Origin of the sequence: Streptomyces sp. SLBN-8D4 (assembly GCF_049739545.1) — a bacterium.
GTDB classification, from domain to species: Bacteria; Actinomycetota; Actinomycetes; order Streptomycetales; family Streptomycetaceae; genus Streptomyces; species Streptomyces canus_C.
In genome coordinates this window covers 7,394,690-7,420,904 of the sequence record NZ_JBMGQC010000001.1, presented here as the reverse complement: position 1 = coordinate 7,420,904, position 26,215 = coordinate 7,394,690, and the positions used below count along the sequence as shown (strand labels likewise).

General features: G+C 69.4%; 25 protein-coding genes and 1 pseudogene. 9 read left to right on the top strand and 17 right to left on the bottom strand.

Annotated elements, in window-relative coordinates; translation table 11 throughout:
• The first annotated feature begins 116 nt into the window (after nt 1-116).
• Nucleotides 117-1,013: a 4-hydroxy-tetrahydrodipicolinate synthase gene (gene dapA / locus RKD20_RS33690; protein ID WP_424880998.1), complete on the top strand. Its 897-nt coding sequence runs from the start codon at nt 117-119 to the stop codon at nt 1,011-1,013.
• Here dapA and RKD20_RS33685 read toward each other — a convergent pair whose 3' ends face one another.
• From RKD20_RS33685 to RKD20_RS33665, 5 genes are all read right to left on the bottom strand, one after another.
• Entirely contained in the window at nt 1,014-2,231 is a 1,218-nt protein-coding gene (locus RKD20_RS33685) for a YncE family protein (protein WP_424880997.1), read from the bottom strand.
• On the bottom strand, nt 2,228-2,797 hold the full coding sequence (locus RKD20_RS33680; protein WP_424880996.1) for a SigE family RNA polymerase sigma factor: 570 nt from the start codon (nt 2,795-2,797) through the stop codon (nt 2,228-2,230). The genes RKD20_RS33685 and RKD20_RS33680 overlap by 4 nt, the downstream gene beginning before the upstream one ends.
• Before the next feature lie 153 nt (nt 2,798-2,950).
• Complete coding sequence (gene dapD, locus RKD20_RS33675; protein ID WP_424880995.1) at nt 2,951-3,940, bottom strand: 2,3,4,5-tetrahydropyridine-2,6-dicarboxylate N-succinyltransferase; 990 nt, start codon at nt 3,938-3,940, stop codon at nt 2,951-2,953.
• 85 nt (nt 3,941-4,025) lie between these two features.
• A complete protein-coding gene (locus RKD20_RS33670; RefSeq protein ID WP_424880994.1) occupies nt 4,026-4,571 on the bottom strand; it encodes a TetR/AcrR family transcriptional regulator in 546 nt (181 codons plus the stop codon).
• Nucleotides 4,571-4,891, bottom strand: a complete 321-nt coding sequence (locus RKD20_RS33665) for a DMT family transporter (RefSeq protein ID WP_424880993.1) — start codon at nt 4,889-4,891, stop codon at nt 4,571-4,573. Before RKD20_RS33665 ends, RKD20_RS33670 begins: the two co-directional genes overlap by 1 nt.
• A gap of 264 nt (nt 4,892-5,155) precedes the next feature.
• Between RKD20_RS33665 and RKD20_RS33660 the strand changes: the two genes are divergently transcribed.
• The gene (locus RKD20_RS33660) at nt 5,156-5,974 is read left to right on the top strand and encodes an AbfB domain-containing protein (RefSeq protein WP_424880992.1); all 819 of its coding nucleotides are present in this window, start codon (nt 5,156-5,158) and stop codon (nt 5,972-5,974) included.
• Nucleotides 5,975-6,041: 67 nt separating this feature from the next.
• Here RKD20_RS33660 and RKD20_RS33655 read toward each other — a convergent pair whose 3' ends face one another.
• From RKD20_RS33655 to RKD20_RS33620, 8 genes and pseudogenes are all read right to left on the bottom strand, one after another.
• Nucleotides 6,042-6,374, bottom strand: a complete 333-nt coding sequence (locus RKD20_RS33655) for a metal-sulfur cluster assembly factor (RefSeq protein ID WP_007381214.1) — start codon at nt 6,372-6,374, stop codon at nt 6,042-6,044.
• On the bottom strand, nt 6,371-6,841 hold the full coding sequence (gene sufU, locus RKD20_RS33650; protein ID WP_020121462.1) for a Fe-S cluster assembly sulfur transfer protein SufU: 471 nt from the start codon (nt 6,839-6,841) through the stop codon (nt 6,371-6,373). The genes RKD20_RS33655 and sufU overlap by 4 nt, the downstream gene beginning before the upstream one ends.
• Before the next feature lie 17 nt (nt 6,842-6,858).
• Nucleotides 6,859-8,115 carry a cysteine desulfurase gene (locus RKD20_RS33645; protein WP_020121463.1) on the bottom strand — a complete coding sequence of 419 codons (1,257 nt, stop codon included), beginning with the start codon at nt 8,113-8,115 and terminating at the stop codon, nt 6,859-6,861.
• Complete coding sequence (sufC, locus tag RKD20_RS33640; protein ID WP_020121464.1) at nt 8,112-8,876, bottom strand: Fe-S cluster assembly ATPase SufC; 765 nt, start codon at nt 8,874-8,876, stop codon at nt 8,112-8,114. Before sufC ends, RKD20_RS33645 begins: the two co-directional genes overlap by 4 nt.
• 7 nt (nt 8,877-8,883) lie before the next feature.
• On the bottom strand, nt 8,884-9,201 hold the full coding sequence (locus tag RKD20_RS33635) for a non-heme iron oxygenase ferredoxin subunit (RefSeq protein ID WP_424880991.1): 318 nt from the start codon (nt 9,199-9,201) through the stop codon (nt 8,884-8,886).
• Nucleotides 9,201-10,382 carry a Fe-S cluster assembly protein SufD gene (gene sufD, locus RKD20_RS33630; RefSeq protein ID WP_424880990.1) on the bottom strand — a complete coding sequence of 394 codons (1,182 nt, stop codon included), beginning with the start codon at nt 10,380-10,382 and terminating at the stop codon, nt 9,201-9,203. Before sufD ends, RKD20_RS33635 begins: the two co-directional genes overlap by 1 nt.
• Nucleotides 10,383-10,441: 59 nt before the next feature.
• Nucleotides 10,442-11,863, bottom strand: a complete 1,422-nt coding sequence (gene sufB / locus RKD20_RS33625; protein ID WP_020121467.1) for a Fe-S cluster assembly protein SufB — start codon at nt 11,861-11,863, stop codon at nt 10,442-10,444.
• Nucleotides 11,860-12,617: pseudogene (locus RKD20_RS33620) on the bottom strand (helix-turn-helix transcriptional regulator). The gene sufB and the pseudogene RKD20_RS33620 overlap by 4 nt, the downstream one beginning before the upstream one ends.
• Nucleotides 12,618-12,778: 161 nt before the next feature.
• Here RKD20_RS33620 and RKD20_RS33615 point away from each other — a divergent pair.
• The 5 genes from RKD20_RS33615 to RKD20_RS33595 all read left to right on the top strand — a co-directional run bounded on the left by RKD20_RS33615 (nt 12,779) and on the right by RKD20_RS33595 (nt 18,266).
• The gene (locus RKD20_RS33615; protein WP_424880989.1) at nt 12,779-13,636 is read left to right on the top strand and encodes an aminoglycoside N(3)-acetyltransferase; all 858 of its coding nucleotides are present in this window, start codon (nt 12,779-12,781) and stop codon (nt 13,634-13,636) included.
• A gap of 10 nt (nt 13,637-13,646) precedes the next feature.
• Nucleotides 13,647-14,570 carry an ABC transporter ATP-binding protein gene (locus RKD20_RS33610; protein WP_424880988.1) on the top strand — a complete coding sequence of 308 codons (924 nt, stop codon included), beginning with the start codon at nt 13,647-13,649 and terminating at the stop codon, nt 14,568-14,570.
• Complete coding sequence (locus tag RKD20_RS33605; RefSeq protein ID WP_424880987.1) at nt 14,567-15,337, top strand: ABC transporter permease; 771 nt, start codon at nt 14,567-14,569, stop codon at nt 15,335-15,337. Before RKD20_RS33610 ends, RKD20_RS33605 begins: the two co-directional genes overlap by 4 nt.
• Nucleotides 15,338-15,393: 56 nt before the next feature.
• Nucleotides 15,394-17,484, top strand: coding sequence for a glycogen debranching N-terminal domain-containing protein (locus RKD20_RS33600; RefSeq protein ID WP_424880986.1), 2,091 nt, complete (start codon nt 15,394-15,396; stop codon nt 17,482-17,484).
• A gap of 161 nt (nt 17,485-17,645) precedes the next feature.
• Nucleotides 17,646-18,266 (top strand): hypothetical protein, encoded by a 621-nt coding sequence (locus RKD20_RS33595; protein ID WP_424880985.1) that lies wholly within the window; start codon nt 17,646-17,648, stop codon nt 18,264-18,266.
• Here the strand turns inward: RKD20_RS33595 and RKD20_RS33590 are convergent.
• The gene (locus tag RKD20_RS33590; protein ID WP_424880984.1) at nt 18,227-19,462 is read right to left on the bottom strand and encodes a glycosyltransferase family 4 protein; all 1,236 of its coding nucleotides are present in this window, start codon (nt 19,460-19,462) and stop codon (nt 18,227-18,229) included. The genes RKD20_RS33595 and RKD20_RS33590 overlap by 40 nt on opposite strands.
• Nucleotides 19,463-19,827: 365 nt before the next feature.
• On the opposite strand from RKD20_RS33590, the gene RKD20_RS33585 reads away from it, so the two are divergent.
• On the top strand, nt 19,828-22,413 hold the full coding sequence (locus RKD20_RS33585; protein ID WP_424880983.1) for a tetratricopeptide repeat protein: 2,586 nt from the start codon (nt 19,828-19,830) through the stop codon (nt 22,411-22,413).
• Between the two features lie 70 nt (nt 22,414-22,483).
• Nucleotides 22,484-23,506, top strand: a complete 1,023-nt coding sequence (locus RKD20_RS33580) for a COX15/CtaA family protein (protein ID WP_424880982.1) — start codon at nt 22,484-22,486, stop codon at nt 23,504-23,506.
• A gap of 50 nt (nt 23,507-23,556) precedes the next feature.
• Here the strand turns inward: RKD20_RS33580 and RKD20_RS33575 are convergent, their stop codons facing one another.
• The 3 genes from RKD20_RS33575 to RKD20_RS33565 form a co-directional block, all read right to left on the bottom strand.
• The gene (locus RKD20_RS33575) at nt 23,557-24,663 is read right to left on the bottom strand and encodes an amidohydrolase family protein (protein ID WP_359421459.1); all 1,107 of its coding nucleotides are present in this window, start codon (nt 24,661-24,663) and stop codon (nt 23,557-23,559) included.
• Between the two features lie 103 nt (nt 24,664-24,766).
• On the bottom strand, nt 24,767-25,099 hold the full coding sequence (locus RKD20_RS33570; RefSeq protein WP_424880981.1) for a hypothetical protein: 333 nt from the start codon (nt 25,097-25,099) through the stop codon (nt 24,767-24,769).
• A gap of 44 nt (nt 25,100-25,143) precedes the next feature.
• Nucleotides 25,144-26,130 (bottom strand): heme o synthase, encoded by a 987-nt coding sequence (locus tag RKD20_RS33565; protein WP_424880980.1) that lies wholly within the window; start codon nt 26,128-26,130, stop codon nt 25,144-25,146.
• Nucleotides 26,131-26,215: the final 85 nt, after the last annotated feature.

Sequence of the window (26,215 nt, the reverse complement as noted above, 5' to 3'; positions counted from 1 at the left end):
CCATGGTGACCCATGGGGGCCCGATTTGGACATAGGACCTCTTCGCAGCATCCCTTACCGATACACCGTAGGAGAATTAAGTGGAGCTTCACGGTTGGTCGGCCGAGACTACGCGTATGACGACCACCGCCCCGCCCTTCGGCCGCGCCCTCTGCGCCATGATCACGCCCTTCGACGAGGCCGGCGCCCTCGACCTCGACGGCGCGCAGACGCTCGCCGACCACCTGGTGGCGGAGGGCTGCGACGGGCTCGTCCTGTCCGGCACGACGGGCGAGTCGCCGACCACGACCGACGCGGAGAAGTCCGCGCTCGTGAGGGCGGTGCGGGAGGCGGTGGGCGCGCGGGCCACGGTCGTGACAGGGGTGGGCACCTTCGACACCCGGCACACCGTCGAGCTGGCCCTCGGCGCCGAAAAGGCGGGCGCGGACGGGGTGTTGGTGGTCAGCCCCTACTACAGCAGGCCGCCGCAGGACGCGCTGGAGTCGCACTTCCGGGAGATCGCCGACGCCTCGGCACTGCCCGTCATGCTCTACGACATCCCGGGCCGCACCGGCACCCGCATCGAACCGGAGACGATGATCCGGCTCGCCGAGCACCCCCGGATCGTCGCGGTCAAGGACTGCTCCTACGACCTTCTCGGCGCCCAGAAGGTCCTGCACCGCACGGAGTTGGCGTACTACGCGGGCTGCGACGAGCACGTCCTCGCCCTGTACGCGGTCGGCGGAGCGGGGTACGTCAGCACGGTGGCCAACGTGGTCCCCGCTCAACTCCGGGCGGTCCTCGACACGTTCGAGGCGGGCGACACCCCCGTGTCCGCCCGCCTCCAACAGCGGGCCACGCCGTTGATCGAGGCGATGATGTCGGCGGGCCTGCCCGGCACGGTCACTGCCAAGGCCCTCCTGAACGCGCTCGGTCTGCCGGCGGGCCCGGTCCGCGCCCCGCTGCGCCCCGCCGGCCGGGAGGCGGCCGACGGGCTGCTGGCGGAGTACGAACGTCTCGTGGCCGCCCCTTGATCAGGGCTGCGCGAAGAGCGGGTCCCAGCGTCCGGCGTCTCCGTCGCTGCCCTCGCGGAAGCCGCTGAGCGGGACCTCCTTGTCGCTGCCGAGGGTGACGAGCACGAGCCGCTGATGGAACTCGTTCTTGTCGTTCTTTCCGATGTCCCAGGCGATGAGCCGGCTTTCGCCCACCCAGGCGAGCAGCTGCTGTCCGCGTTCCTCGGTCTTGGCGCCGGTCAGGGCGTTGACAACATAGGACGAGGTCTGCCACTTGTTCCCGGCGAACGAACTGGCGACGAGCCCGCCGTTCGGCGACCTGCCCGCTTCGACGGACCAGTCCAGGAACTTGTAGCCCGCCGGCACGGGGACCACTTTGCCCGTGAGGTCGTAGAACACATAGCCGGGCTCCATGGGGCGGCCCTCCCAGACGTACCGGCCGTCGTCGGTGAGGGCGAAGTCCTGGCGGCTGTTGACCATGGTGCCCATCGGGTCGTGCGGGTCGGCCGCGAGCTTGATCTCGGTCCAGTCGCCGTTCCCGGAGGCCACGTCGAGGACGTAGAAGCCGGTGCGGCTCGACGTCTGCGGCTGGCCCCACTCGACGTTGCCCTCCACCTTGACCAGCCGGTCAGGGTTCTGGCTGTACGTCGTCGCGACCAGCTTGCGGCCGTCGTGGGAGAAGGCGAGGCCGCCGACGCCGTGGTCGACCGGGATCCAGCGCGCGACCTTGCCCGTGGCCAGGTCGAGCAGGCCGATCCGGGAGGCGGGCAGATCCCGTTCGAGAACGGCGGCGGTCCCCCCGCCGGGGGCGACCGCGACCCAGGACCAGTCGGCGGCCTTGGCGTACTTTCCGGTCTTCGGGTTCAGCAGGTGGTAGGTGCGTTCGTAGACGGCGCTGTCCGCACTCTTCTTGACCCGCTCCGGGATGGAGTAGCCGACCATGGTCGTGCCCCCGGCCGAGATCTCGTCGCGCGGCGGCGACTGGTCGGGGTGGGCCTTCGTCTTCTTCTCCACCACGATGCCGCCGGAGGGCCGTACGTCCCCCTTGCCTGAGTCCAGCAGTGGCACCGCCACCGCGACGGCGACCGCGGCGGCCATGGCCGCGGCGGCAACCGCGATCCTGCGGGTACGGCGGCGCCGGCGCAGGGACAGCACCCGGTCGGTGAACCCGCCTGCCGCGGGGGCCTGTCGGGCGGCCTGCTCGCGCAGGGCGTCGCGCACGAGATCGTCGACGTTCACGAACGCACCTCCACGGGCGAGTAGTCACGGGACGCGAAGCGCTCGGCGTCGGCCTCGCCGAGAGCGGCCAGTTCGGGGGCCAGCGAACGCAGCCGGGCCAGCGAGCGGTGGGTGGTGGACCGTACGGTGCCGACCGAGCAGCCCAGCAGCCGGGCCACGTCGGCCTCGGGCAGGTCCTCGAAGTAGCGCAGCACCAGCACGGAGCGCTGGCGTGCGGTGAGCCGGGACAGCGCCTGGCGCATCACCAGGCGCAGTTCGGCCGCGGCTGCCGTGTCGGCGCCGGGCTCGCCGGTGCCCGGTGGTTCGGGCAGTTCGGCGACACTGACCTCCCGCCGGGGCCACTTCAGCCGCCAGCGGCTGACCTGCTGGCGGTAGAGGACGCGCCGTACGTAGGCCTCGGGTTCGTCGATCCGCTGCCAGCGCCCGGCCGCCTTGACGAGGGCGTTCTGGAGCAGGTCCTCACCGGCGTGCTGGTCTCCCCCGCACAGCAGCACAGCGGTCTTCAGCAGGGCGGACGACCTGCTGTCGACGAAGTCCCGGAAACTCTCCAGCCCTTCGGCATTCATCGTCACCTTCTCTTCCCCGGCGACGCCTGTGCGTCACCCCTCCGCCTCTTGTGACGCGTGCGGGGCACCGCCGCTATGCCACCCCGACGAAAAAAGTCGCCGCGAGAGGCGACGTCCTCTCGCGGCGACTTCTGTGAACGCGCGTCAGCGGGCTCAGTTGTGGCTGTGCAGGACGTCGTTGAGGCCGCCCCAGACCGCGTTGTTCGGGCGGGCCTCGACGGTGCCGGTGACCGAGTTGCGGCGGTAGAGGATGTTCGAGGCGCCGCTCAGCTCGCGGGCCTTGACGATCTGGCCGTCGGGCATGGTGACCCTGGTGCCCGCGGTGACGTAGAGACCGGCCTCGACGACGCACTCGTCGCCGAGCGCGATGCCGACGCCTGCCTCGGCGCCGATCAGGCAGCGCTCGCCGATGGTGATCCGGACGTTGCCGCCGCCGGAGAGCGTGCCCATGGTGGAGGCGCCGCCGCCGATGTCCGAGCCGTCGCCGACCACGACACCGGCGGAGATGCGGCCCTCGACCATCGAGGTGCCGAGGGTGCCCGCGTTGAAGTTGACGAAGCCCTCGTGCATCACGGTGGTGCCCGCGGCGAGGTGCGCGCCGAGCCGGACCCGGTCGGCGTCGGCGATGCGGACGCCCTGGGGGGCCACGTAGTCCGTCATGCGCGGGAACTTGTCGACGCTGGTCACGGCGAGGTGCAGACCCTCGGCGCGCGCGTTGAGGCGCACCTTCTCGATGTCGTCGACGGCGACGGGGCCGAGCGAGGTCCAGGCGACGTTGGGCAGGAGGCCGAAGATGCCGTCCAGGCTCTGGCCGTGCGGCTGGACCAGCCGGTGCGAGAGCAGGTGCAGCCGCAGGTAGGTGTCATGGGTGTCGAGCGGCTTGTCGTCGAGGGAGGCGATGACCGTGCGGACCGCGATCACCTCGACGCCACGGCGGGCGTCCGGGCCGATCGCCTTGTCGGCGCCGTCGCCGAGCAGTTCCACGGCCCGCTCGGCGGAGAGCCGCTCGGTGCCGGCCGGACCGGGTTCGGCGGAGAGCTCGGGAGCGGGGAACCAGGTGTCGAGAACGGTGCCGTCGGCGGCGACGGTGGCGAGGCCTGCGGCGATGGCGCCGGTGGTGCGCGGAGCAGTCGTGTCGGTCATGAGGGAAACCTAACCGGCACAGGGCGCGGGACGCGAACCCGTACGGGGGCCGTCTCGGGTGGTGGGCGGCCCCTCCACGCACCGGCTACGGCCGGACGGGGATCACCCGCCCCAGCACCTCCCGCGCATACCCCTCGTCGTACGGCGCCCCCGTCAGCAGCACCTGGAGGCAGATTCCGTCCATCAGCGCGACCAGGGCCCGGGCCGTGACCGGGTCGGTGCGGTGGGCGAGGCGTTGGGCGAGGTCGTCGGCCCATTCGGCGGCGACGGGGCGCAGGGCGGGGCGGCGCAGGGCGGCGAGGTAGAGCTCGTACTCCAGCTCGACGCCGGTGCGGTCGCCGCCGAGCCAGTCGCCGAGGACGCGGGCGAGGCCGGCGGGCAGGTCACCGCCGGCCTCGTCGAGGGCGCCGTGCGCGGCGACCGCCTTGGCGAAGCCCTCGCTGGCCTGGCGCAGCGCGGCGACCACCAGCTCGTCGAGGCTCTTGAAGTGGTACGTCGTCGATCCGAGCGGTACGTCGGCCTCGGCGGCGGCGCTGCGGTGGCTGAGCCCCGCGAGCCCCTTGCGCCCCACCACCCGGATGGCCGCGTCGATGATCCGCTGCCGGCGCTCGGGGTCGTGCCGTCGGGGCATCAGTGCGCCCCGCCCAGGTTCAGGACCACGACGCCCACGATGATCAGCGCGATCCCGGCGGCCTTGGTGGGCGTCATCGCCTCCCCGAGGAAGAGCATCCCGATGGTGACGATGGCCGCGGTGCCCACTCCGGCCCAGATCGCGTAGGCGGTGCCGACCGACACCGTCTTCAGCGTCTGGGCGAGCAGCGCGAAGGAGAGGACGTATCCGAGCACGGTCAGCAGCGAGGGCCCGAGCCGGCTGAAGCCCTCGGTGTACTTCATGGCCGTGGTCGCTCCGACCTCGGCGGCGATGGCTCCGGCGAGCAGCAGGTATCCCATGTGTACGAGCGTACATAACGGCGGGCGAGAAGGCCGTACGGGACAAGCGGGTGCAGAGGTGATCACATCGCCCCTCCCGTAGCCCGACGAGGCGCGCCCGAGACCCAACTGAGCGCGGAATGTGGAAACCAGCCGGTTCAAAGGGATGCTCGGGACCGCCGGCAACCACTAGTGTTCCCCCGGAACCACTTGTGTTTCACCATTCACACACCGCGCCACCACAGCAGCCGCACGTCGCCTCGCGCCGCGCCGGAGGAACAGCGCATGCCCGAAGACAAGACCCGGCCGCCCCAGGACCGCCCCTGGGAGAACGGCTGGACGTTGGACACCTCCCGTACACCCGGCACCAGGCGTCTCTATCTCGCCGGGGCACTGGCGGTGGCCACGATCATCGCCTGCGTCGCGGCAATAGCCGCCACCGACAACGAAGGTGACGATTCATCAAAAACCGCGCGGGACGAGGGAGGTCTGATCTCCTTCTCCTCGCAGCCCGCGACGACCACGGCGCCCCGGGGCGACAGCGGCCTCTCGTCGGTGTCCCCCTCTCCCCGGGGCCCCCGGCAGCAGGGCACCGGCCCCACCGTCGCGGTCTCGGAGACCCCGAAGCCGCCCGAGCCCAAGCCCACGGCCTCCAAGGGCAGTTCGTCGAAGCCGAAGCCCTCCGTGACCTACCGTTCGGTGCACTCGGTCAACTTCCCCGACCGCTTCTGGCACGTGGACGACGGCTATGTGGGCCTCGACCCCGTCAGCGGCTCGGAGTCCCGCGAGGACGCCACCTTCAAACAGGTCAAGGGCCTGGCGAACGCCTCCTGTTACTCCTTCGCCACCCATGACGGAAAGTACCTGCGCCACCGCAACTTCGTCCTGCGGGCCGACCGCAACGACGGCTCGTCCCTGTTCAAGCAGGACGCCACGTTCTGCCCCCGGGACGCCGCCTACACCAGCGCGACGATGCTGGAGTCGGTGAACTACCCCGGCTACTTCCTGCGCCACAGGAATTTCGTGATCCGTCTGGAACGCTTCGAGTACAGCTCGCAGTTCCTGTCGGACTCGTCGTTCCAGCTGGTGCACGGCCTGGCCTGAGCCGCGTCCGAGCACGCGGAAGCGGCGGCACCCGGAAGGTGCCGCCGCTTTCGCGTGTACGCGTCTGTCAGACGTTGAACCCGAGCGCCCGAAGCTGCTCGCGTCCGTCGTCCGTGATCTTGTCCGGGCCCCACGGCGGCATCCACACCCAGTTGATGCGGAGTTCGCTGACGAGGCCGTCCGTGGCGGACTTGGCCTGGTCCTCGATGACGTCCGTCAGCGGACAGGCCGCCGAGGTCAGGGTCATGTCGAGGGTCGCGATGTTCGCGTCGTCGACGTGGATGCCGTAGATCAGGCCGAGGTTGACGACGTCGATGCCCAGCTCGGGGTCGACGACGTCGTACAGCGCCTCGCGGATCTCTTCCTCCGAGGCCGGCTTCATCTCAACGGTCTCGCTCATGCCGTCTTCCTTTCGGCGTCGGCTCCGGCGTCCAGCGCCTGGGCCGTCGCGTCCTTCCATGCCATCCAGCTGAGGAGGGCGCACTTGACCCGGGCCGGGTACTTGGAGACACCGGCGAACGCGACCGCGTCCTCCAGCACCTCCTCCATCGCGTCGTCGGGCTCGATCCTGCCCTTCGACTGCATCAGCTCCAGGAAGGTCTCCTGGATCCGCTGCGCGTCCGCCAGGTCCTTGCCCACCAGCAGATCGTTCAGGACGGACGCGCTGGCCTGGCTGATCGAACAGCCCTGGCCCTCGTAGGAGACGTCCTCGATCCTCGTGCCGTCGTACTTCACGCGGAGGGTGATCTCGTCGCCGCACGTCGGGTTCACGTGGTGCACCTCGGCGTCGCCGTCCCGGAGACCACGCCCGTGCGGGTGCTTGTAGTGGTCCAGGATGACTTCCTGGTACATCGAGTCCAGCTTCATGCGATAGCCCGTTCCCGTCAGCCGAAGAAGTTCCGTACGTGCTCCAGCCCTTCGATCAGTGCGTCGATCTCGGCGGGAGTGGAGTACAGATAGAACGACGCTCGCGTGGTCGCGGGAATTCCGTACCGCAGGCAGACCGGCCGCGCGCAGTGGTGGCCGACCCGGACCGCGATGCCCTGCTCGTCGAGGACCTGGCCCACGTCGTGCGGGTGGATGTCACCGAGCGTGAAGGAGATCGCCGCGCCCCGGTCCTCGGCCGTGGTCGGGCCGATGATCCTGAGGTCCGGTACCTCCGCCAGGCGCTGGACCGCGTACTCGGTCAGCGCGTGCTCATGGGCGAGGATCTTGTCCATGCCGATCGACTGGAGATAGTCGATGGCCGCGCCCAGACCGACCGCCTGCGCGACCGGGGGGGTGCCCGCCTCGAACTTGTGCGGCGCCGGGGCGTACGTCGACGAGTGCATCGACACGGTCTCGATCATCTCGCCGCCGCCGAGGAACGGGGGCAGGTCCTCCAGGAGCTCCTGCCGTCCCCACAGGACGCCGATTCCGGTCGGGCCGCACATCTTGTGGCCGGTGAAGGCCACGAAGTCGGCCTGGAGCGCCTGCACGTCCACCGGCATGTGCGGGGCGGCCTGGGAGGCGTCGATGCAGACCAGCGCGCCGACTTCCTGCGCGCGCCGGACGATCGCCTCGACCGGGTTGACCGTGCCCAGGATGTTGGAGACCAGCACGAAGGAGACGATCTTCGTCTTCTCGGTGATGACCTCCTCGATGTTGGAGAGGTCGAGGCGGCCGTCGTCGGTCAGCCCGAACCACTTCAGCTTCGCCCCCGTGCGCTGCGCCAGCAGCTGCCAGGGCACGATGTTGGAGTGGTGCTCCATCTCCGTGATGACGATCTCGGTCTCGGAGTCCACGCGGTAGGGCTCGTCGGCCCAGCCCAGCATGTTCGCCACGAGGTTGAGCGACTCGGAGGCGTTCTTGGTGAAGATCACCTCGTTGCGCGAGGGCGCGTTGATGAACTCGGCGACCTTGTCGCGCGCGCCCTCGTACAGCGCCGTGGCCTCCTCGGCGAGCACATGCACACCGCGGTGGACGTTGGCGTTGTAGCGCTCGTAGTACTCGCTCAGGGCGTCCAGTACCTGGCGCGGCTTCTGCGAGGTCGCCGCGTTGTCCAGGTAGACGAGCTTCCGGTCGTCGTGGACCAGGCGGTCCAGGATCGGGAAGTCCTTGCGGATCGCCTCGGTGTCGAGGAGGCCCGGCAGCTGTGTCACGCGGATACGCCACCCTTCGTGTATGCCTCGTAGCCCTCGTTCTCCAGCTTGTCGGCGAGCTCGGCGCCGCCGGACTCGACGATCCGGCCGCCGGAGAAGACGTGGACGAAGTCGGGCTTGATGTAGCGCAGGATGCGCGTGTAGTGCGTGATCAGCAGGGTGCCGACCTCGCCGGTCTCGCGGACACGGTTGACGCCCTCGGAGACGACCCGCAGCGCGTCGACGTCGAGGCCGGAGTCGGTCTCGTCGAGGATCGCGATCTTGGGCTTGAGCAGTTCGAGCTGGAGGATCTCGTGGCGCTTCTTCTCACCGCCGGAGAAGCCCTCGTTGACGTTGCGCTCGGCGAAGGACGGGTCCATGGAGAGGCGCTCCATGGTCTCCTTGACCTCCTTCACCCAGGTACGCAGCTTGGGGGCCTCGCCGCGGATCGCGGTGGCGGACGTACGGAGGAAGTTCGAGACCGACACACCCGGGACCTCGACCGGGTACTGCATCGCCAGGAACAGGCCCGCGCGGGCGCGCTCGTCGACGGACATCTCCAGGACGTCCTCGCCGTCGAGGGTGACGGTGCCGCCGGTGATCGTGTACTTCGGGTGACCGGCGAGGGAGTAGGCGAGCGTCGACTTGCCGGAGCCGTTGGGGCCCATGATGGCGTGCGTCTCGCCCTGCTTCACGGTCAGGTCTACGCCCTTGAGGATCTCCTTCGTGGCGTTGTCGGCCTCGACGGTGACGTGCAGGTCGCGGATTTCAAGCGTTGCCATGGGTGCCTCAGGACTCCTGGTTGAGGGAGACGAGCACGTCGTCCCCTTCGATCTTTACGGGGTATACGGGGACGGGGCGCGTCGCGGGAAGGCCGGACGGTTTGCCGGTGCGCAGGTCGAAGCTGGAGCCGTGCAGCCAGCACTCGATCTGGCAGTCCTCCACCTCGCCCTCGGAGAGCGAGACGTTGGCGTGGGAGCAGATGTCGTGAATGGCGAACACCTCTCCCTCGGTCTTCACGACCGAGACCGGCGTGCCGTCGAGTTCCACCCGCTTCGGGGTGTTCTCCTCCAGCTCGCTCAGCCCGCAGGCGCGTAGGAAGGCCATCAGACGGTGGCCTCCAGCTCCTCGTCGATCTTCACAAGGAGGCGCTCCTCGATGTCGTCGACACCGATCTGCTGGACCAGCTCGGCGAAGAAGCCGCGGACCACCAGGCGCCGGGCCTCGTCGGCCGGGATGCCACGGGCCATCAGGTAGAAGAGCTGCTCGTCGTCGAAGCGGCCGGTCGCCGAGGCGTGGCCGGCACCGACGATCTCGCCGGTCTCGATCTCCAGGTTCGGCACCGAGTCGACCCGCGCGCCGTCGGTGAGGACGAGGTTGCGGTTCATCTCGTAGGTGTCGGTGCCCTCGGCCTTGGCCTCGATGAGCACGTCACCGATCCACACCGCGTGGGCGCCCTCGCCCTGGAGCGCGCCCTTGTAGGCGACGTTCGACTTGCAGTGCGGGGTGTTGTGGTCGACGAGGAGGCGGTGCTCCTGGTGCTGGCCGGCGTCGGTGAAGTACAGGCCGAACAGTTCGGCCTCGCCGCCGGGGCCGGCGTAGGCGACGCGCGGGTGCAGACGGACGAGGTCGCCGCCGAAGGTGACCACGAACGACTTGAAGGTGGCGTCCCGGCCGATCAGCGCGTTGTGCTGGGCCACGTGCACGGCCTTGTCGTCCCAGTCCTGGACGGAGACGACGGTCAGCTTGGCGCCGTCCCCGAGGACGTAGTCGACGTTGGCCGCGAGCACCGCGTCACCGGTGTGGTCGATGACCACGACGGCCTCGGCGAAGGCGCCCAGCTCGATCACCTGGTGGGCGAAGGCGGTGCCGCCCTCGCCGTGCACGGCGATCCGGACGGGCTCGGTGAGGACCGTCTCCTTGGGGACGGTGATCACGCCGGCCTTCTCGAACGAGGAGTACGCCTGGGCGGCGATGCGGTCCACCGGGGTGCCCGCCCTGCCGATCCGGGCGTCGCCGCGGTCGACGGTCTCCACGGTGACGCCCTCGGGGGCCTCCACGGCGACCTTCACGCCCTCGTCGGTCGCGACGGCGGTGCCGTCGTGCAGCCCGCGCAGGCGCTCCAGCGGGGTGAACCGCCACTCCTCCTCGCGGCCGTGCGGGACCGGGAAGTCCGCGACGTCGAAGGACGGGGGCGCGCTCATGCGCGTGGCGACGGTCGACTCGGCGGCCACCGCGATCTGGCCGGCGGTCGTGCTGCCCACCGGGATGTTCTGAGCCTCAGCCATGGCTGTCGGTCTGCTCTCTTCCTACGTCAGAAATGTGCCGCTGCTTCTTGAAGGACCGGTCAGCCGACCGCGCCTTCCATCTGCAGCTCGATCAGCCGGTTGAGCTCGAGGGCGTACTCCATGGGCAGCTCCTTCGCGATGGGCTCGACGAAGCCGCGCACGATCATCGCCATCGCCTCGAACTCGGAGAGACCACGGCTCATCAGGTAGAAGAGCTGGTCCTCGGAGACCTTGGAGACGGTGGCCTCGTGGCCCATGGACACGTCGTCCTCGCGGACGTCCACGTACGGGTACGTGTCGGAGCGGGAGATGGTGTCGACGAGCAGCGCGTCGCACAGCACGTTCGACTTGGAGCCGTGGGCGCCCTCGCCGATCTCGACGAGACCGCGGTAGGACGTACGACCGCCACCGCGCGCCACCGACTTGGAGACGATGTTGGAGGAGGTGTTCGGCGCCATGTGGACCATCTTGGAGCCGGCGTCCTGGTGCTGGCCCTCGCCCGCGAAGGCGATGGACAGGGTCTCGCCCTTGGCGTGCTCGCCCATCAGGTAGACGGCCGGGTACTTCATGGTGACCTTGGAGCCGATGTTGCCGTCGATCCACTCCATGGTCGCGCCCTCGTACGCCACGGCGCGCTTGGTGACCAGGTTGTAGACGTTGTTCGACCAGTTCTGGATGGTCGTGTAACGGCAGCGGGCGTTCTTCTTGACGATGATCTCGACGACCGCGGAGTGCAGCGAGTCCGACTTGTAGATCGGCGCCGTACAGCCCTCGACGTAGTGCACGTAGGCACCCTCGTCGACGATGATCAGGGTCCGCTCGAACTGGCCCATGTTCTCCGTGTTGATACGGAAGTAGGCCTGGAGCGGGATCTCCACGTGCACGCCCGGCGGCACGTAGATGAAGGAGCCGCCGGACCACACCGCGGTGTTCAGCGACGCGAACTTGTTGTCGCCGACCGGGATGACGGTGCCGAAGTACTCCTTGAAGAGCTCCGGGTGCTCCTTGAGGGCGGTGTCGGTGTCCAGGAAGATGACGCCCTGCTCCTCCAGGTCCTCACGGATCTGGTGGTAGACGACCTCGGACTCGTACTGGGCGGCGACACCGGCGACGAGGCGCTGCTTCTCCGCCTCGGGGATGCCGAGCTTGTCGTACGTGTTCTTGATGTCCTCGGGCAGGTCCTCCCAGGACTCCGCCTGCTTCTCCGTGGACCGCACGAAGTACTTGATGTTGTCGAAGTCGATGCCGGAGAGGTCGGAGCCCCAGTTCGGCATGGGCTTCTTGCCGAAGAGGCGCAGCCCCTTGAGCCGGAGCTTGGTCATCCACTCCGGCTCGCTCTTCTTCGCGGAGATGTCGCGGACGACGTCCTCGTTGATGCCGCGCTTCGCAGAGGCGCCGGCCGTGTCGGAGTCGGCCCAGCCGTATTCGTACTTACCCAGGCCCTCGAGTTCGGGGTGGGCAGTCTCCGTGGGGAGAGTCATGCGGGGTTCCTCCCGGCCGCGTGCTTGCAGATGCGATATCAGTGGTGTGATCAGTGCTGTGGGAAATCTTGGGGATGAACGTCGTGCAGACGCCGTCGCCGTGCGCGATGGTCGCCAGTCGCTGGACGTGGGTTCCCAGCAGCTGGGAGAAGATCTCGGTCTCCGCCTCGCAGAGCTGGGGGAACTTCTCCGCGACATGGGCCACCGGGCAGTGGTGCTGGCAGAGCTGCTCGCCGACCGGTGCGCTGCGCGCCGTAGCAGCGTACCCGTCCGCGCTCAGGGCCTTGGCCAGGGCTTCGGTGCGCTCCTCGGGGGCGGCGGCCTCGACGGCCTGGCGGTATCCCTCGGCCTGTGCGGCGATCCTCGCGCGCGCGAAGGCGACGACCGCCTCGTCCCCGCCGAAGCGCTCCTGGATCCAGCGCAGGGCGTCCGCGGCGAGCTTGTCGTAGGACTGGTCGAAGGCGTCCCGGCCGCAGTCGGTGAGCGCGAAGACCTTGGCGGGACGGCCACGCGTCCGCGCGCCGTACACCCGCTGCTCCCGCGCCTCCACGACCTCGTCGGCCGCCAGGGCGTCCAGATGACGTCGCACGGCCGCCTGGGTCAGCCCCAGCCGTCCGGCCAGCTCGGCGACGGTCGACGGGCCGTGGTCCAGGATGGATCGCGCGACGCGGTTGCGGGTGGACCGCTCACCGGTCGCGAGCTCCTCCTGAGGGGCCCCCGTGGGGGTCTCCCGAGCCTCGCCGACGTTTTTCACAACGCCATTGTTGCGTAATTCCTCAGGACCGGGCAACCCGCGTCCGCTCCGACGGACGGTGCCCTGCATCACTTAGGCACCCCTAACCTGACCTGGGGGAACGATCATTGATCGATCAAACCGGTGGCGCCCGGCGCCTCTGTCGGGGACACTGCCGAACCATGCCGATACCGCCTCCCACCGGCCCACTTGTCACTCGCGACACCCTCGCAGGCCAGCTGCGCGAACTGGGTGTCAGAAGCGGCGAGATCCTGCTCGTGCACTCCTCGCTCAGCTCCCTCGGCTGGGTCTGCGGAGGCCCGGTCGCGGTGGTTCAGGGACTTCTGGACGCCCTCGGCCCGGACGGCACCCTCGTGGTCCCCACCCAGACCGGCGACCTCTCGGACCCGGCGGTGTGGAGCAACCCCCCGGTGCCCGAGGAGTGGTGGGACACGATCCGGGCGACCATGCCCGCGTACGACCCGCTCGTGACGCCCTCGCGCGGAGTCGGCGTGATCCCGGAGACCGTGCGCACCTGGCCGGGCGCCCTGCGCAGCGCGCACCCGCAGACCTCGTTCGCGGCGCTCGGCCCCCGCGCGCGTGACGTGGTGGACGGCCACGCCCCCGACTGCCGCCTCGGCGAGCACAGCCCGCTGGCCCGTCTGGAGGCCCTCCACGCGCGCGTGCTGCTCCTCGGCGCGGGCTACGACACCTGCACAAGCTTCCATCTCGCCGAGTACCGCATCCCGGCCCCGCTGGTGAACGTCGGCCGCCCGGGACCGGACGGGTGGGAGGTGGTCACAGAGGTCTCGATCACCTCGGACCGCTTCGACGAACTGGGGTACGACTTCGAGCGGGACCGGGCCGTCGTCGTACGGGGAAAGGTGGGCGCCGCCGACGTCCGGCTGTTCCCGGTGGCGGACGCCGTGCGGTACGCGCAGCGGTGGCTGGCGCTGCACCGGTCGCGGGACGACACCCCGAAGAGCGCGCTGGGTGGAGATCCTGCACCCGCCCGTCTGCGGCCCGGGCGGCGAACCTAGACTCGGGCCCATGCGAAGTGAGCCCGTGGTCCAGGTCCACGCCCTGGTGAAGCGGTACGGCACGAAGACCGCCGTGGACGGCCTCGACCTGGTGACCCGGGCGGGCGTGACCGCCGTACTCGGGCCCAACGGCGCCGGCAAGACGACGACGGTGGAGACCTGCGAGGGATACCGGAAGCCGGACTCCGGCACGGTACGGGTCCTGGGCCTCGACCCGGTGCGGCAGGCCCGTGAGCTGCACCCGAGGATCGGCGTGATGCTCCAGTCCGGGGGCGTGTACTCGGGCGCCCGGGCCGACGAGATGCTGCGGCACATGGCGAAACTGCACGCGCACCCGCTCGACGTGGACGCGCTGATCGAGCGCCTGGGCCTGGAGAGCTGCGGCAGGACGACCTACCGCAGGCTGTCGGGCGGCCAGCAGCAGCGCCTGGCGCTCGCCATGGCGGTCGTGGGCCGTCCGGAACTGGTGTTCCTGGACGAGCCGACCGCCGGCCTCGACCCGCAGGCCCGCCGCGCGACCTGGGACCTGGTCCGCGACCTGCGCGCGGACGGCGTCTCGGTCGTCCTCACCACGCACTACATGGACGAGGCCGAGCAGCTCGCCGACGACGTGGCGATCATCGACGGCGGCCGGGTCATCGCCCAGGGCACCCCCGAGGAGCTGTGCCGGGGCGGCGCCGAGAACACCCTGCGCTTCATGGGCCGCCCCGGGCTCGACGTGGGCTCCCTGCTCAAGGCGCTCCCGGCGGACTGCTCGGCGGCCGAACTGACCCCCGGCTCCTACCGCGTCGTGGGCAAGGTCAATCCGCAACTGCTGGCGACGGTGACGTCCTGGTGCGCCCAGCACGGCGTGATGCCGGAGAAGATCTCGGTGGAACGGCACACCCTGGAAGATGTCTTTCTCGAGTTGACCGGCAAGGAGCTGCGCGCGTGACGGCCACCGGCATGTACACCCCGAAGCCGGGCGCGGCGCCCCTGGGACGCATGATCGCGACCCAGGCGGTCCTGGAGACGAAGATGCTCCTGCGCAACGGCGAGCAGCTCCTGCTGACGGTGGTGATCCCGACCCTCGTCCTGGTCCTGTTCAGCTCGGTGGACATCATCGACACGGACGAGGGCAAGGCGGTGGACTTCCTCACCCCCGGCGTCCTGGCCCTCGCGGTCATGTCGACGGCGTTCACGGGCCAGGCCATCGCGACCGGCTTCGAGCGCCGCTACGGAGTCCTGAAGCGCCTGGCCTCCTCCCCGCTCCCCCGCTGGGGGCTGATGACGGCGAAGACGGCATCGGTCCTGGTGACCGAGGTCCTCCAGGTGATCCTCCTGGCGGTGATCGCCTTCGCGCTGGGCTGGTCCCCGCACGGCAACCCCCTCGCCGTCCTCCTGCTCCTGATCCTCGGCACGGCGGCCTTCTCGGGTCTCGGCCTCCTCATGGCCGGCACCTTGAAGGCGGAAGCCACCCTGGCCGCGGCCAACCTGGTCTTCCTCCTGCTGCTGGTCGCCGGCGGAGTGATCGTCCCCCTGTCCAAGTTCCCTGCCGGAGCGCAGGACGTCCTGAGCCTGCTGCCGATCACGGCCCTGTCGGACGGCCTGCGGGACGTACTGCAGCACGGGGCCGGGATGCCCTGGGGGGATCTGGGGATTCTGGCGGTGTGGGGGGTCGTGGGGCTGGCGTTGGCCGGGAAGTTCTTCCGCTGGGAGTGACGTTCGCGGAGAACGGGAAGAGACGCACAATGTTCGAGTCCGCGGATTCGTCGAGTGTGCGAGCTCTTCAGCCCCTGCTGCACGACGTGGTGATCTGCGTCGCGGCCCCGTCCTTCGCCGCCTCCCCACGGGACGGGCAGTTGCGCGGGCTGCGCGTGGACGGGTTCTACGGCCATGACCGCAGGCTGCTGCACACCGCGTGCCTGCTGGTGAACGGCCGGGAGCCCGAGCCGATAGGACTCCAGCAACTGGGCCCGGACCGGGTGCGGTTCACCTCCGTCCACCGCTATCACGGAGCCCGCACGGACGACCCCACGGTGATCATCGAGCGAGTGCGCACGGCCGGGGAGGGCGAGACGGTCCTGCTGCGGAACGTCGGCGTCACGCCCCGTCGATTACGCGTCGAGCTGGCCCTTGCCACCGACCTCGCGGACATCGCTCTCGTCAAGCGCGGCGACGCGGAGACCGCTGTACGCTCCACCCTCCTGCCGGACGCGCCCGGACTGCAATGGCAAACGGCCACGGCCCGTGCCGAGGTCCGCGCCACGGGCGACGGAATGGTGCCGGAGGTCACCGACGGCCCGGAAGGCGGCACGTTCGCCTGGCCCCGAGTGCTGCTCAGGCCCGGCGAGACCCGGCGGATCAGGCTCGACGTCGTCGGCGGGACCGTCCCCGCACCGCCCGGTCACCCTGACGCCCCCCGCTCCACGGCGCCCTGGGCCGAACCTGTCGTACGGGGCGACCGCCGCCTGGTGGAGCTGGTGCGCCACGGCCTCGGCGACCTGCGCGCGCTGCGTCTGGCGGATCCCGACCGCATGGACCCCGAGGACCAGTTCATCGCGGCGGGATGCCCCTGGTACCTGACGCTTTTCGGTCGCGATTCCATCTGGTCGGCGCGGATGATGCTGCCCCTGGGCACGGATCTGGCCCGCGGCACGCTGTGGGCGCTGGCCCGGCGTCAGGGCACGGCGCACGACGTGTTCCGGGAGGAGGCGCCGGGCCGCATCCTGCACGAACTGCGCCCGGCCGAGGCCCAGCACGGCCACGGTCTGCGTCTCCCCTCCCGCTACTACGGCTCGGTCGACGCGACCCCTCTCTTCGTGTCGCTGCTGGCGGAGGCCTGGCACTGGGGGCTGCCGGACGCGGAGACGGACGCTCTGCTGCCGTACGCGGAACGTGCCATGGACTGGGTCGTGGAGACCAGCAACGAGGACGAAGACGGCTTCCTGCGCTACTACCCGCGCCCCAGCGGACTGCGTCACCAGTCGTGGAAGGACAGCGAGGACGCGGTGCGGGACGCGGCGGGTCACCGTATCGAGCCGCCGCTGGCGCTGTGCGAGGTGCAGGGATACGCCTACGAGGCGGCGACCGGGCTGGCCGGGCTGCTGGCCTCCCGCGGCCGCGTCGAGGCGTCCGAGCGCCTGCGCACCTGGGCGGAGTCACTGCGCAAACGCTTCGCCGACGCGTTCTGGCTGCCGTCCCCGCAGGGGCCGGCCCCCCGCTATGTGGCCATCGCCGTGGGGCGGGGCCGGAAACAGGTCAGCGGCCCCGCGTCCAACATGGGACAGCTGCTGTCCACCGGCATCCTGGACGCGCAGGGCTGCCAGGACGTGGCGGCCTGGCTGGCCGCGAGCGAGCTGAACTCCGGCTGGGGGCTGCGCAGCCGCTCCGCGGAGCTGGGCGGATACAACCCGATGAGCTACCACGGCGGTTCGGTCTGGACGCATGACACGGCGATAGCGATCCACGGGCTCTGCGCGGCGGGCTGCCACACCGAGGCGTACGCGCTCGCGGACGGTCTCCTGGACGCGGCGACCCACTTCGGCTACCGGATGCCGGAACTCTACGGAGGCGACCACCGCACCCCCGGCTCCCCCGCCCCCCTGGCCTACCCGGCCGCCTGCCGCCCGCAGGGCTGGTCGGCCGCGTCCGGCGTGGCGCTCCTCGCCGCGCTGCTCGGGCTGCGCCCTGACGCCTCGGAGCGGACGCTGCAGATCCGTCCCATGCCGGCGGACCTCATCGGACCGCTGTCCGTGCAGGGCGTGCGGCTGGCAGGGGCAGCGCTAAGGATCCGGACGGCACGCTCGGGCGAGGTGGAGGTGACCGGACTTCCTCAAGGATGGTCACACGCGACAGGAGGATCATGAGTTTTCCGTCACCGATGGCAGCAGCAGCCGTGATCCGCAAGTTCTCGTTCTATTCAGCAGTCCAAGTGGTCAGCGTCGTAGCACCCGGGCTCTGCGCAGTCACAGCGGGCCTTGTCGCTCTGCTCCACGTGCAACACCCACGCAACCTATGGTCGTTCATCGTGACCGAAACCGGATCTGTCTCCACTCCGCTGGCGATCGTCCTGGGCCTGAATCTGCTGGCTCTCAGCTTCATTGCCGGTTACATATTCCGGGGACTTGCTTTCTGGCTCATCGGACTCATCGAGAAGATCCCTGACTCAGACACTTTCATGGCACAGTTGAAGCAGACGTGCGGGGAACGGAGTATCGACGACTGCCTGCAGGCGCATCCGCAACTCGCCCACTACCTGCGGGCGTCAGACCCGGGCGGCCTAAATGCCGGACCACATCATGGAGGTGGGCACAGGAATCATCACCGACTCCAGGCTCTCAACTACTGCAAGGACCGACTGCGCGAGAAGTCGCCGATGCTGGCCGTAGACAACAACGAAGCAGAAATAAATATCCTCACCTCTTGCCTCTTTCCAGTGCTGTTCATTTCGGCCGACATCATATGGATAGGAGACTTCCCTCTCCCTGTGAACCTCCTCGTATCGTTCAGCTGCGCAGGAACCTGGGTGGGGCTCCTGCGTTCGACACTCCGGCTGCGCACCACCGAGAGCGTGTCCGCGGTGATCAACCTGTCCTACACCGTGGGCGCTCAGCAACCGCCGTCCCCGCCGATTCCCATCACCAACTGACGGCGATATTCGTCCATCATCGGCCGTAAGTAGTCCTGCTCCAGGTCGAATCGGCTCATGACATGCCGACGGGCGCGTGCACCCATCTCGTGCGCGAGTTCGGGTCGTTCCAGGAGCAGCGCCATTCGGTCGGCCAACTTGTACGGATTACGCTCGGGCACCAGGAAGCCAATCCGCTCGTCCTGTCCGATTCCCTCTTCAAGGCCACCCATCTGTGAGGCCACGACCGGGCGTCCTGCACACATTGCTTCCAGCGGCGCGAGTCCCATCGGCTCGGCGAACAATGATGGGTAGATGACGACTGACGCGACTTCATACATTTTCCTAATTTGCTTGAATTCGGCCACCTCGAATTCAACATGATCACGTAGACCGAACTCGCATATGCGTTCCTCTAAGAAGGAACGAAAATTCGCCGACTCGAAATGAAAGTCGACCGTGTTCCCGGGATCCGTGAGAACCAGCCGGGGCCGGACGCGACAGTTCCGTTCCGCAACAAGATGACGCAGGGCAAGGATGGCGACTTCAGCACCCTTGTCGGGAATGAGTCGCGCCGGCAGCAACAAACGGCCGGGCTCCTGTCGCACCCCCGCCATCGGCACATCGACGTAAGAACTGGTGTTGACACCCAGGTATCGGCGCTCCGCCTCGATTCCCAGCTGTGCCCTGCATGCGGCGGCCAGGAAGTCGGAGACCGCGAAGTGGCGATCCCAGCCCCGACAGGCTTCCGCTGCCCGCACATGCTCATCCCCCGACTGCCAGACGCTGTGGTAGGTGTGAAGGAGCCTCAGGTTCATCTCGTCACGGAGTTCTCTGAGCACACGCGCCGGCACAGCGGAGAAGTGGTGGAGATTATGACCATGCACCAACCGGATGCCACCCACCCCGTGCGCCCGGTCGCCCCGGAGCCTCTCCTTGAACCACTCCTTGAGCGGCGGCTCATCGGCCGCCGGACGCCTGCCTGGTGAAAGATCCAACGCCGAGTGGTATGCGAAGCGGATAGCGGGATGACAGGGATCAGCAGGTGACCGGGTACCCGTGAGGACAATGACATCGACTCCCCGGGCGGCCAGAAGCATCGAATAGTCCCACAGGTGCGATTCCACCCCGCCGACGCATGGAGGAAAAGCCCAGTGAACGAGCGCGACGCTCAGTCCTTCACCATCGGGTTGATCCTTTTTCATCGCTTCCACCACGCTTCCGCAAAGCCGAGTAGCGAGGCGAAGATGATGCCATGGCGCTACCGGGCAGCGCGTCGTGACGACATGTGCTTCAGACAGGAAGGGCACGCAGGAAGACGAGAGCCGCGGCAAGAGCGAATCCACCTCGGACGGGTGCGCCCGACGCCCTTCAATCATGGAGATCGCACGTACGTTTCCGCCCGAGCCCGCGCGACTTGTACAGCCAGGGACGAAACCGCCGCAACGCGCTCCTGTGCGCCGCCCTACCCGCGGAGACATTTCAACAGATGTGAGTAAGTACTCGTAGTGTGGTGGAGTCAACTTCGGGGGTGGACATGCGGTCGTGGGTGGTCACGTTATCCGCTGGCACGGGGGCCGGAGTGGCCGCCTTTCTCTCCCTGGCGGTGAAGGCCGCCGACTCCGGGGAGCCATGGTTGTGGGTGCTCGCCGCGGGCGCCGCCGTCGTCATCGGTCTGACGGGTGGGGTCGCGGCTCATGTGGCGCGCAGGACACCGGACGACCCACCGCCCAAGGCCGCCGGCCCGGGGCAGGGTCCGCCCAACAACCTCCCCATGCTCAGCATGTACTTCACGGGTCGTGTCGCGGAGAAGGAACGCATCGTGGCCGTCCTGAAGAGGCCCGCCCGGGGGTGGCGGCAGAAGGACGAACGTCCCGTGCCCCGGCTGTGCGTGCTCTACGGAGCGACCGGTGCCGGCAAGTCGCAGCTCGCCGTGTCCTACGCCCATCACGAGCTGAGCAGGCACACCCTGACCTGGTGGCTCAACGCCTCCCGGCCGGACACCCTGCGTACCGAACTCCTGGAATTCGCCCAGTACGTGGGCATCCCGGACCAGGAGAGCAAGAACGTCGTTCTGGTGAACCTGTGGAGCCGGCTGCGCGAGCAGCGGGGCTGGCTGCTCGTCTATGACGGATGGCCCGCCTACGACGACTCGATGCGCAGTCTGCTGCCCTCCGACGGCGATGGCGAAGTACTGATCACCACCCAGCAGCACCAGGGCTGGACCGGGCTGCGCTCAGCCCCGGTGGAGCTGCGGGCCTTCCCGGAGCAGGAGGGCGTCGACTTCCTGCGGCGCCGGTTCGGCATCGCACCCGAGCAGTTGACGGACGAGGACCGCCGGGCACTGACCGCGCTGGGCCACCAGCTGGGCTGGTTGCCGCTGGCCCTCGACCAGGCCGCGGCCTACATCGCGCAGGCCGAGATCACCGTGGCCGAGTACCTGCGTGACCTGCCGGGCGGAGCCTCGGTCGAGGGCACCTTCCGGCTCTCCATCGCCCGGGTCTCGGAGGCCTCGCCCGCCGCCGTCGACCTGCTGCGCCTGTGCGCCTTCCTGGCCTCCGAGGACGTCCAGAGGACGACACTCACCCAGCACCGGTCCGTGCTGCCCAACCGCCTGCGCACCGTCATGGCCGATCCCGTCACCTTCACCCGGGAGGTGCTGCTGCTCGTGGACCACTCCTTGCTGACCCGCAGCGGCGACTGGCGCAAGGGATCGGCCGCCTACGGCATGCACCCGCGGGTGCAGACCCTGATCCACGACGGGCTGAGCCTGGCCGAGCGCCTGGAGTGGTCCCAGGCAACGGTCCGTCTCGTGGAGGCCTGCTTCCCGGCGACCCCGGACCTGCTGGCGTCCCGGCCCCTGTGCGAACGGCTGATGCCGCACGTCGAGGCGGTGATCGACAAGCTGGCCTGGGGGGACGACGCGGACGGCGGGCTCGGCGCCTCGCAGGACCCCGAGGCGCTCGCCCGACTCCTTCACCGGGTGGGCACCTATCAGGAACACCGCTGCGACTGGGTGCGGGCCCTGGACTTCTTCGAGCGGGAGGCCGAACTGCGCGAGTTCGGCGACGACCACGAACTCGCCCGCGCCACAGCCCGGTACGCCGTGGCCCGCCAGCACTACCTGCTCGCGGCGCTCGACGACGCCGAGCGGGAGTGCCGCCGGGCCCTGGACCTGTGCGAGGGGCACGAGGAAGAGGCGTTCCTGCGGTTACGGGCCCAGTGCCAGCGGCAGCTCGGCGGCATCATGCGCGAGTACAACCGCTTCCCGGAGGCCCTGGAGGCCGTACAGACGGCCGTGAAGATCTACGAGGGACAGGTCTGGCGGGAAGAGAGCCTCGACTGGGCCGTCGCCGAGCAGGAGATAGGTCTGATCCACCGGAACGCGGGCCAGCTCGCCCAGGCCGTCGTCCACTACGAGCGCGCCGAGGAGAGGATTCCCAGCCGCGGGAACCAGGAGCCACCGGAGTACACGCTCTTCCGCGCCATGCTGCGGCGCGATCTCGGCATCGTCGCCCAGGACCGCGGACAGCTCCGGCCGGCGGAGGAACAGCTCACCGCGGCACTCGAGATGTTCGGGGCCCACCGGGGGCCGGAGGACTTCGAGACCGCACAGGTGGCCAAGTTCCTGGCCGATGTGCTGCGGCGCCGCGGCGAGCAGCACCGGGAGGAGGCGCGGCGCTCCCTGCAGCCCCTGCGCCGCCTCGATCTGCTGCGCAGGGCCCGCGCGGAGCTCGCTCGTGCCGACGCGATTCTCGGTCCGGTGGTGGAGCTGCACAGCAAGCGCAGCGAGGCCGAGGCGCACAAGTACGCGGCCTGTCTCAACAAGCTGGGCTCGCTCCGGCTCGCACAGGGACGGATCGCAGAGGCGAGACGAACGCTCGAGCAGGCCGAGGAGATCTATCGACGCTCTTACGGCGAACGGCACTACTACCGCGCCAAGTCGCTGACCCGGCTCGGACCGGTGTTGCGGGCGCAGGGCCGCGGCACGGATGCGGAGCGGGTGCTCGAGGACGCGGGCGACATCTTCCGTACCGCCCTCGGCTGTGATCATCCCGTTCTGATGGCCGTGTACGAACACCTGGCCGTATGCGTGGCCGACCGCGGCGACCAGCAGAAGGCCGACCGGCTCAGGGCGGAGGCGGACCGCATCCGCCGGTCCCTGTGACCGACCCCTCACGCTTTGCGGCACGGAAACGGCGCCCCTCGTGAAACCGTGCACAAGCAACGCCCCTACGATGGACGGCGTGCCGAACCTGACCCGCGCCGACGCCGTAGCGGCCGTCCGCAACCCGCTCGCCTTCATCGCCGCACGCTGGACCCCGACTCCCCGGACGGTTCAGCGGGCGGCTCTCTCCGCGCTCGTCATGGCGGTGGTCATCGTGGTCACCGGCGGGGCGGTGCGGCTGACCGGGTCGGGACTCGGGTGCCCGACCTGGCCCAAGTGCACGGACGACTCGCTGACCGCGACCAGCGCGATGGGCTTCCACGGTGCCATCGAGTTCGGCAACCGGATGCTCACCTACGTGCTGTGCGCCGCCGTCGGCTGGGCGATCATCGCCGCCCGCTCCGAGAAGCCGTACCGGCGCAGCCTGACCCGGCTTGGCTGGGCGCAGTTCTGGATCGTGATGAGCAACGCGATCCTCGGCGGCATCGTCGTTCTCGTGGGTCTGAACCCGTACACCGTCGCGGCCCACTTCGTGGCGACGACGGCCCTGATCACGGTCGCCGCGGTGATGTGGCAGCGCACCCGCGAGGGCGACACGGCGCCCCGCCCGCTGGTCGGCAAGCCGGTGCAGCAGCTGGTGTGGTTCATGGTCGCGGCCGCCGCCCTGCTGATCCTCGTCGGCACCGTCGTGACCGGCGCAGGACCGCACGCCGGTGACTCCAGCGAGGTCGAGCGGATGCCGCTGGACTGGGAGACGGTGGCCAAGGCGCACGCGGTCCTGGCCTGGATCGTGGTGTCGCTGACCTTCGCCCTGTGGTTCATCCTCAAGGCGGTCGACGCCCCCAAGGGCCCCCTGCACCGCACCCGCGACCTCTTCCTGGTCCTCCTCTCCCAGGGCGTCATCGGCTACGTCCAGTACTTCACCGACCTGCCCGAGTTCCTGGTCGGCCTGCACATGCTCGGCTCGGCCCTGGTGTGGATCGGGGTCCTGCGGGTCCTGCTGGCCCTGCGGGAGCGGTCCGAGGGCGACACGCCCGGGGTGCCCGCTCAGTCGTACGCCGCCACCAGCTCGTCCATCGCCGGGCCCAGGTAGCGGCAGCAGTTCGAGTGCCGCGCGCTTCGAGATCAGTCGACCCTCGCAGGTCACTCCAGCCCGTACACCCTGCGTGCGTTCCCCGCCGCGATCAGTCCCGCCACCCGCTGCGCGTCCGCCAGTGACCAGGCCCCCTCGGTGACCCAGCCGCCGAGCACCCGGGCCAGCGCCTCGCGGAACAGCCGGGCGCCCACCACATGCAGTTCGGGCAGGCTGTGGGCCCCGCTGGAGAAGACGATCTTTCCGAAGGGCGCCAGTTCCAGGATCTCCGCGAGGACGGTCGCCGCGCGGGCCCCGGTGCGGACGAGGGCGGCACCGGAGTCGGCGTAGACGTGCGGGAAGACACCGGCGAGATGGGCGGCGTGCCGGTGGTACGGGTAGCTGTGCAGCAGGACGAGGTCGGTGCCGAGACCCGCGGTGGCCCGGACGAAGTCGGTGAGCAGGACGGGGTCCGTGCGGTCGATGCGCAGGCCCGGCTCGCCGAGCCCGGCGTGCAGTTGGAGAGGCAGCCCCGAGGCGGCCGCGATCCACAGCAGGTGCCGCAGGAGAACGGGGTCGGACAGTTCGCCGCCCACCCGGCGGGCCGCCAGCCACCGGCCCGCCGCGCCCCGCACCTCTCCGGGCCCCGGCGGCTCGGGCGCGAGCGCGAGTCCGTGCCGTACGCCCGCCACCGAGGTGAAGGCGACCGCGCTCGCGGCGGCTCCGTGCACCGACTCGGCGAGGTTGGCGAGGAAGGACTCGACGGTGCCCGAGGTGTCGGCGACCTGTTCGGCGAGGAGTTCCAGGCGCACGATCTCGCGGGCCTCGGCGTCCGCGGCGGTGGCCAGCTCGGTGGGCCCCGTGAGGTCGCCGGGCAGTCCGGTGTCCACCAGGTAGGTCGTGATCCCGCTGCCCCGCAGCAGCCTGCGGCCCGCTTCCAGTACGCCCAGTTCCCGGCGCCGGGCCAGATAGCGGGCGGGCGGACAGTGCGGTTCCAGGCCGAGCAGGGGCGGGCACCAGCGCCGTACGGCGAAACCCGTCTGGGTGTCGAACAGCGTGGTCCCCGGGGCGGGCGGGCCCTCGGTGCGGGCCAGCTGGGTCTCGAAGGTGCCGAGACCCAGCTCCGTCCTCAGTACGCCGTGGCAGTACTGGTCCACGAGGGACGGCGTTTCGATCATCCGGGCTCCCCGTGCTTGGACCGTGTCGCTCTAACAGGTCCTAACGGGTGAACCGGGCATCAGGTGTTGGTGTCGCCCGCTCCGAGTGAAAGGCCGACGGATCTCAGCCGTTCGAGGGACCGCCGACCTGGATGCCCGCCATCCGGCTCCACTCGTACGGCCCCGTCCTCACCTTGGCGGCGAACTCGCCGTCGAACTCCTCGTGAACGGTGATGCCGGACTTCTCTACGGCCTGCTGGGCCAGCTCGTGCGAGGGGGCCACCAGGTCGCCCCAGCCGCCGTCCTCGCCGACGAGGACGATCCGGGTGCCGCGCTCACCGATGTGGGCCAGCTGGCCCTCGGCGCCGCCGTGCTTCTCGGAGAAGGCGCTGATCTGCTTGGCGAGCCGGGCGACCTTGCGCGCGGCCTTCGCGTCAACCTGCTGCGTGTCTGCCATGACCAGGATGCTACCGACGAGTAGAGACGACGGCGACGTGACCCTTACCTCAGGAAGGGGTCGACCGCCACCGCGAGGAAGAGGATCGACACATAGGTGATCGACCAGTGGAACAGCCGCATCTCCTTGAGCTTCACGCCCGTCACCTCGGCCTTGGCCCGGTTCTGGAGGCCGTGTGCCTCCCACAGCCAGAAGCCGCCCGCGAGCAGCGCGACCGCCGTGTAGAACCAGCCGGTGTAGCCGAGGGGCGTCAGCAGCAGCGAGACCGCGACCATCACCCAGCTGTAGATGACGATCTGCTTGGCGACCACCTTGTTGGAGGCGACCACCGGCAGCATCGGCACGCCCACGCGCGCGTAGTCCTCGCGCACCTTCATGGACAGCGGCCAGTAGTGCGGCGGCGTCCAGAAGAACATGACGAGGAAGAGGACGAGCGGCGCCCACGACATGGAGTTCGTGACCGACGACCAGCCGATCAGGACCGGCAGGCAGCCGGCGATGCCGCCCCACACGATGTTCTGCGAGGTGCGGCGCTTGAGGATCATCGTGTAGACGACGACGTAGAAGAGGAGCGCGCCGAGGGAGAGCCAGGCGCTCAGCCAGTTGACGGTGAGGCCGAACAGCAGCGTCGAGACGACCGCCAGCGTGATGCCGAAGGCGAGGCACTCGCGCGGCGACACCATGCCGGTGACCAGGGGACGCTGCGAGGTGCGGTCCATGAGGGCGTCGATGTCGCGGTCGATGTACATGTTGAGCGCGTTGGCGCCGCCCGCCGACAGGTAGCCGCCCAGACAGGTGAGCAGCACCAGCTTCAGGTCCGGCACGCCCTGCTGGGCGAGGAACATCACCGGAACGGTGGTGATGAGCAGCAGCTCGATGATCCGAGGCTTGGTCAGAGCTACGAACGCCTTGACACGGGCCCCGAACGGCCGGTGGCTCGGGCTCTGGCTCGCACCGAGCTCCCCCACTGCCCTAAAGGCGTGGGAGGTGCCCCCACCCGCTGGACGGGATTCGACGGCCGTCACGCACACCCCTACAGAGACATCCCAGCAAGCCTCAGCCGTGTGAAGTCCCGGTAAAGGCTCGCGCGTACCACGCCACTGTAGACGTTGCCCA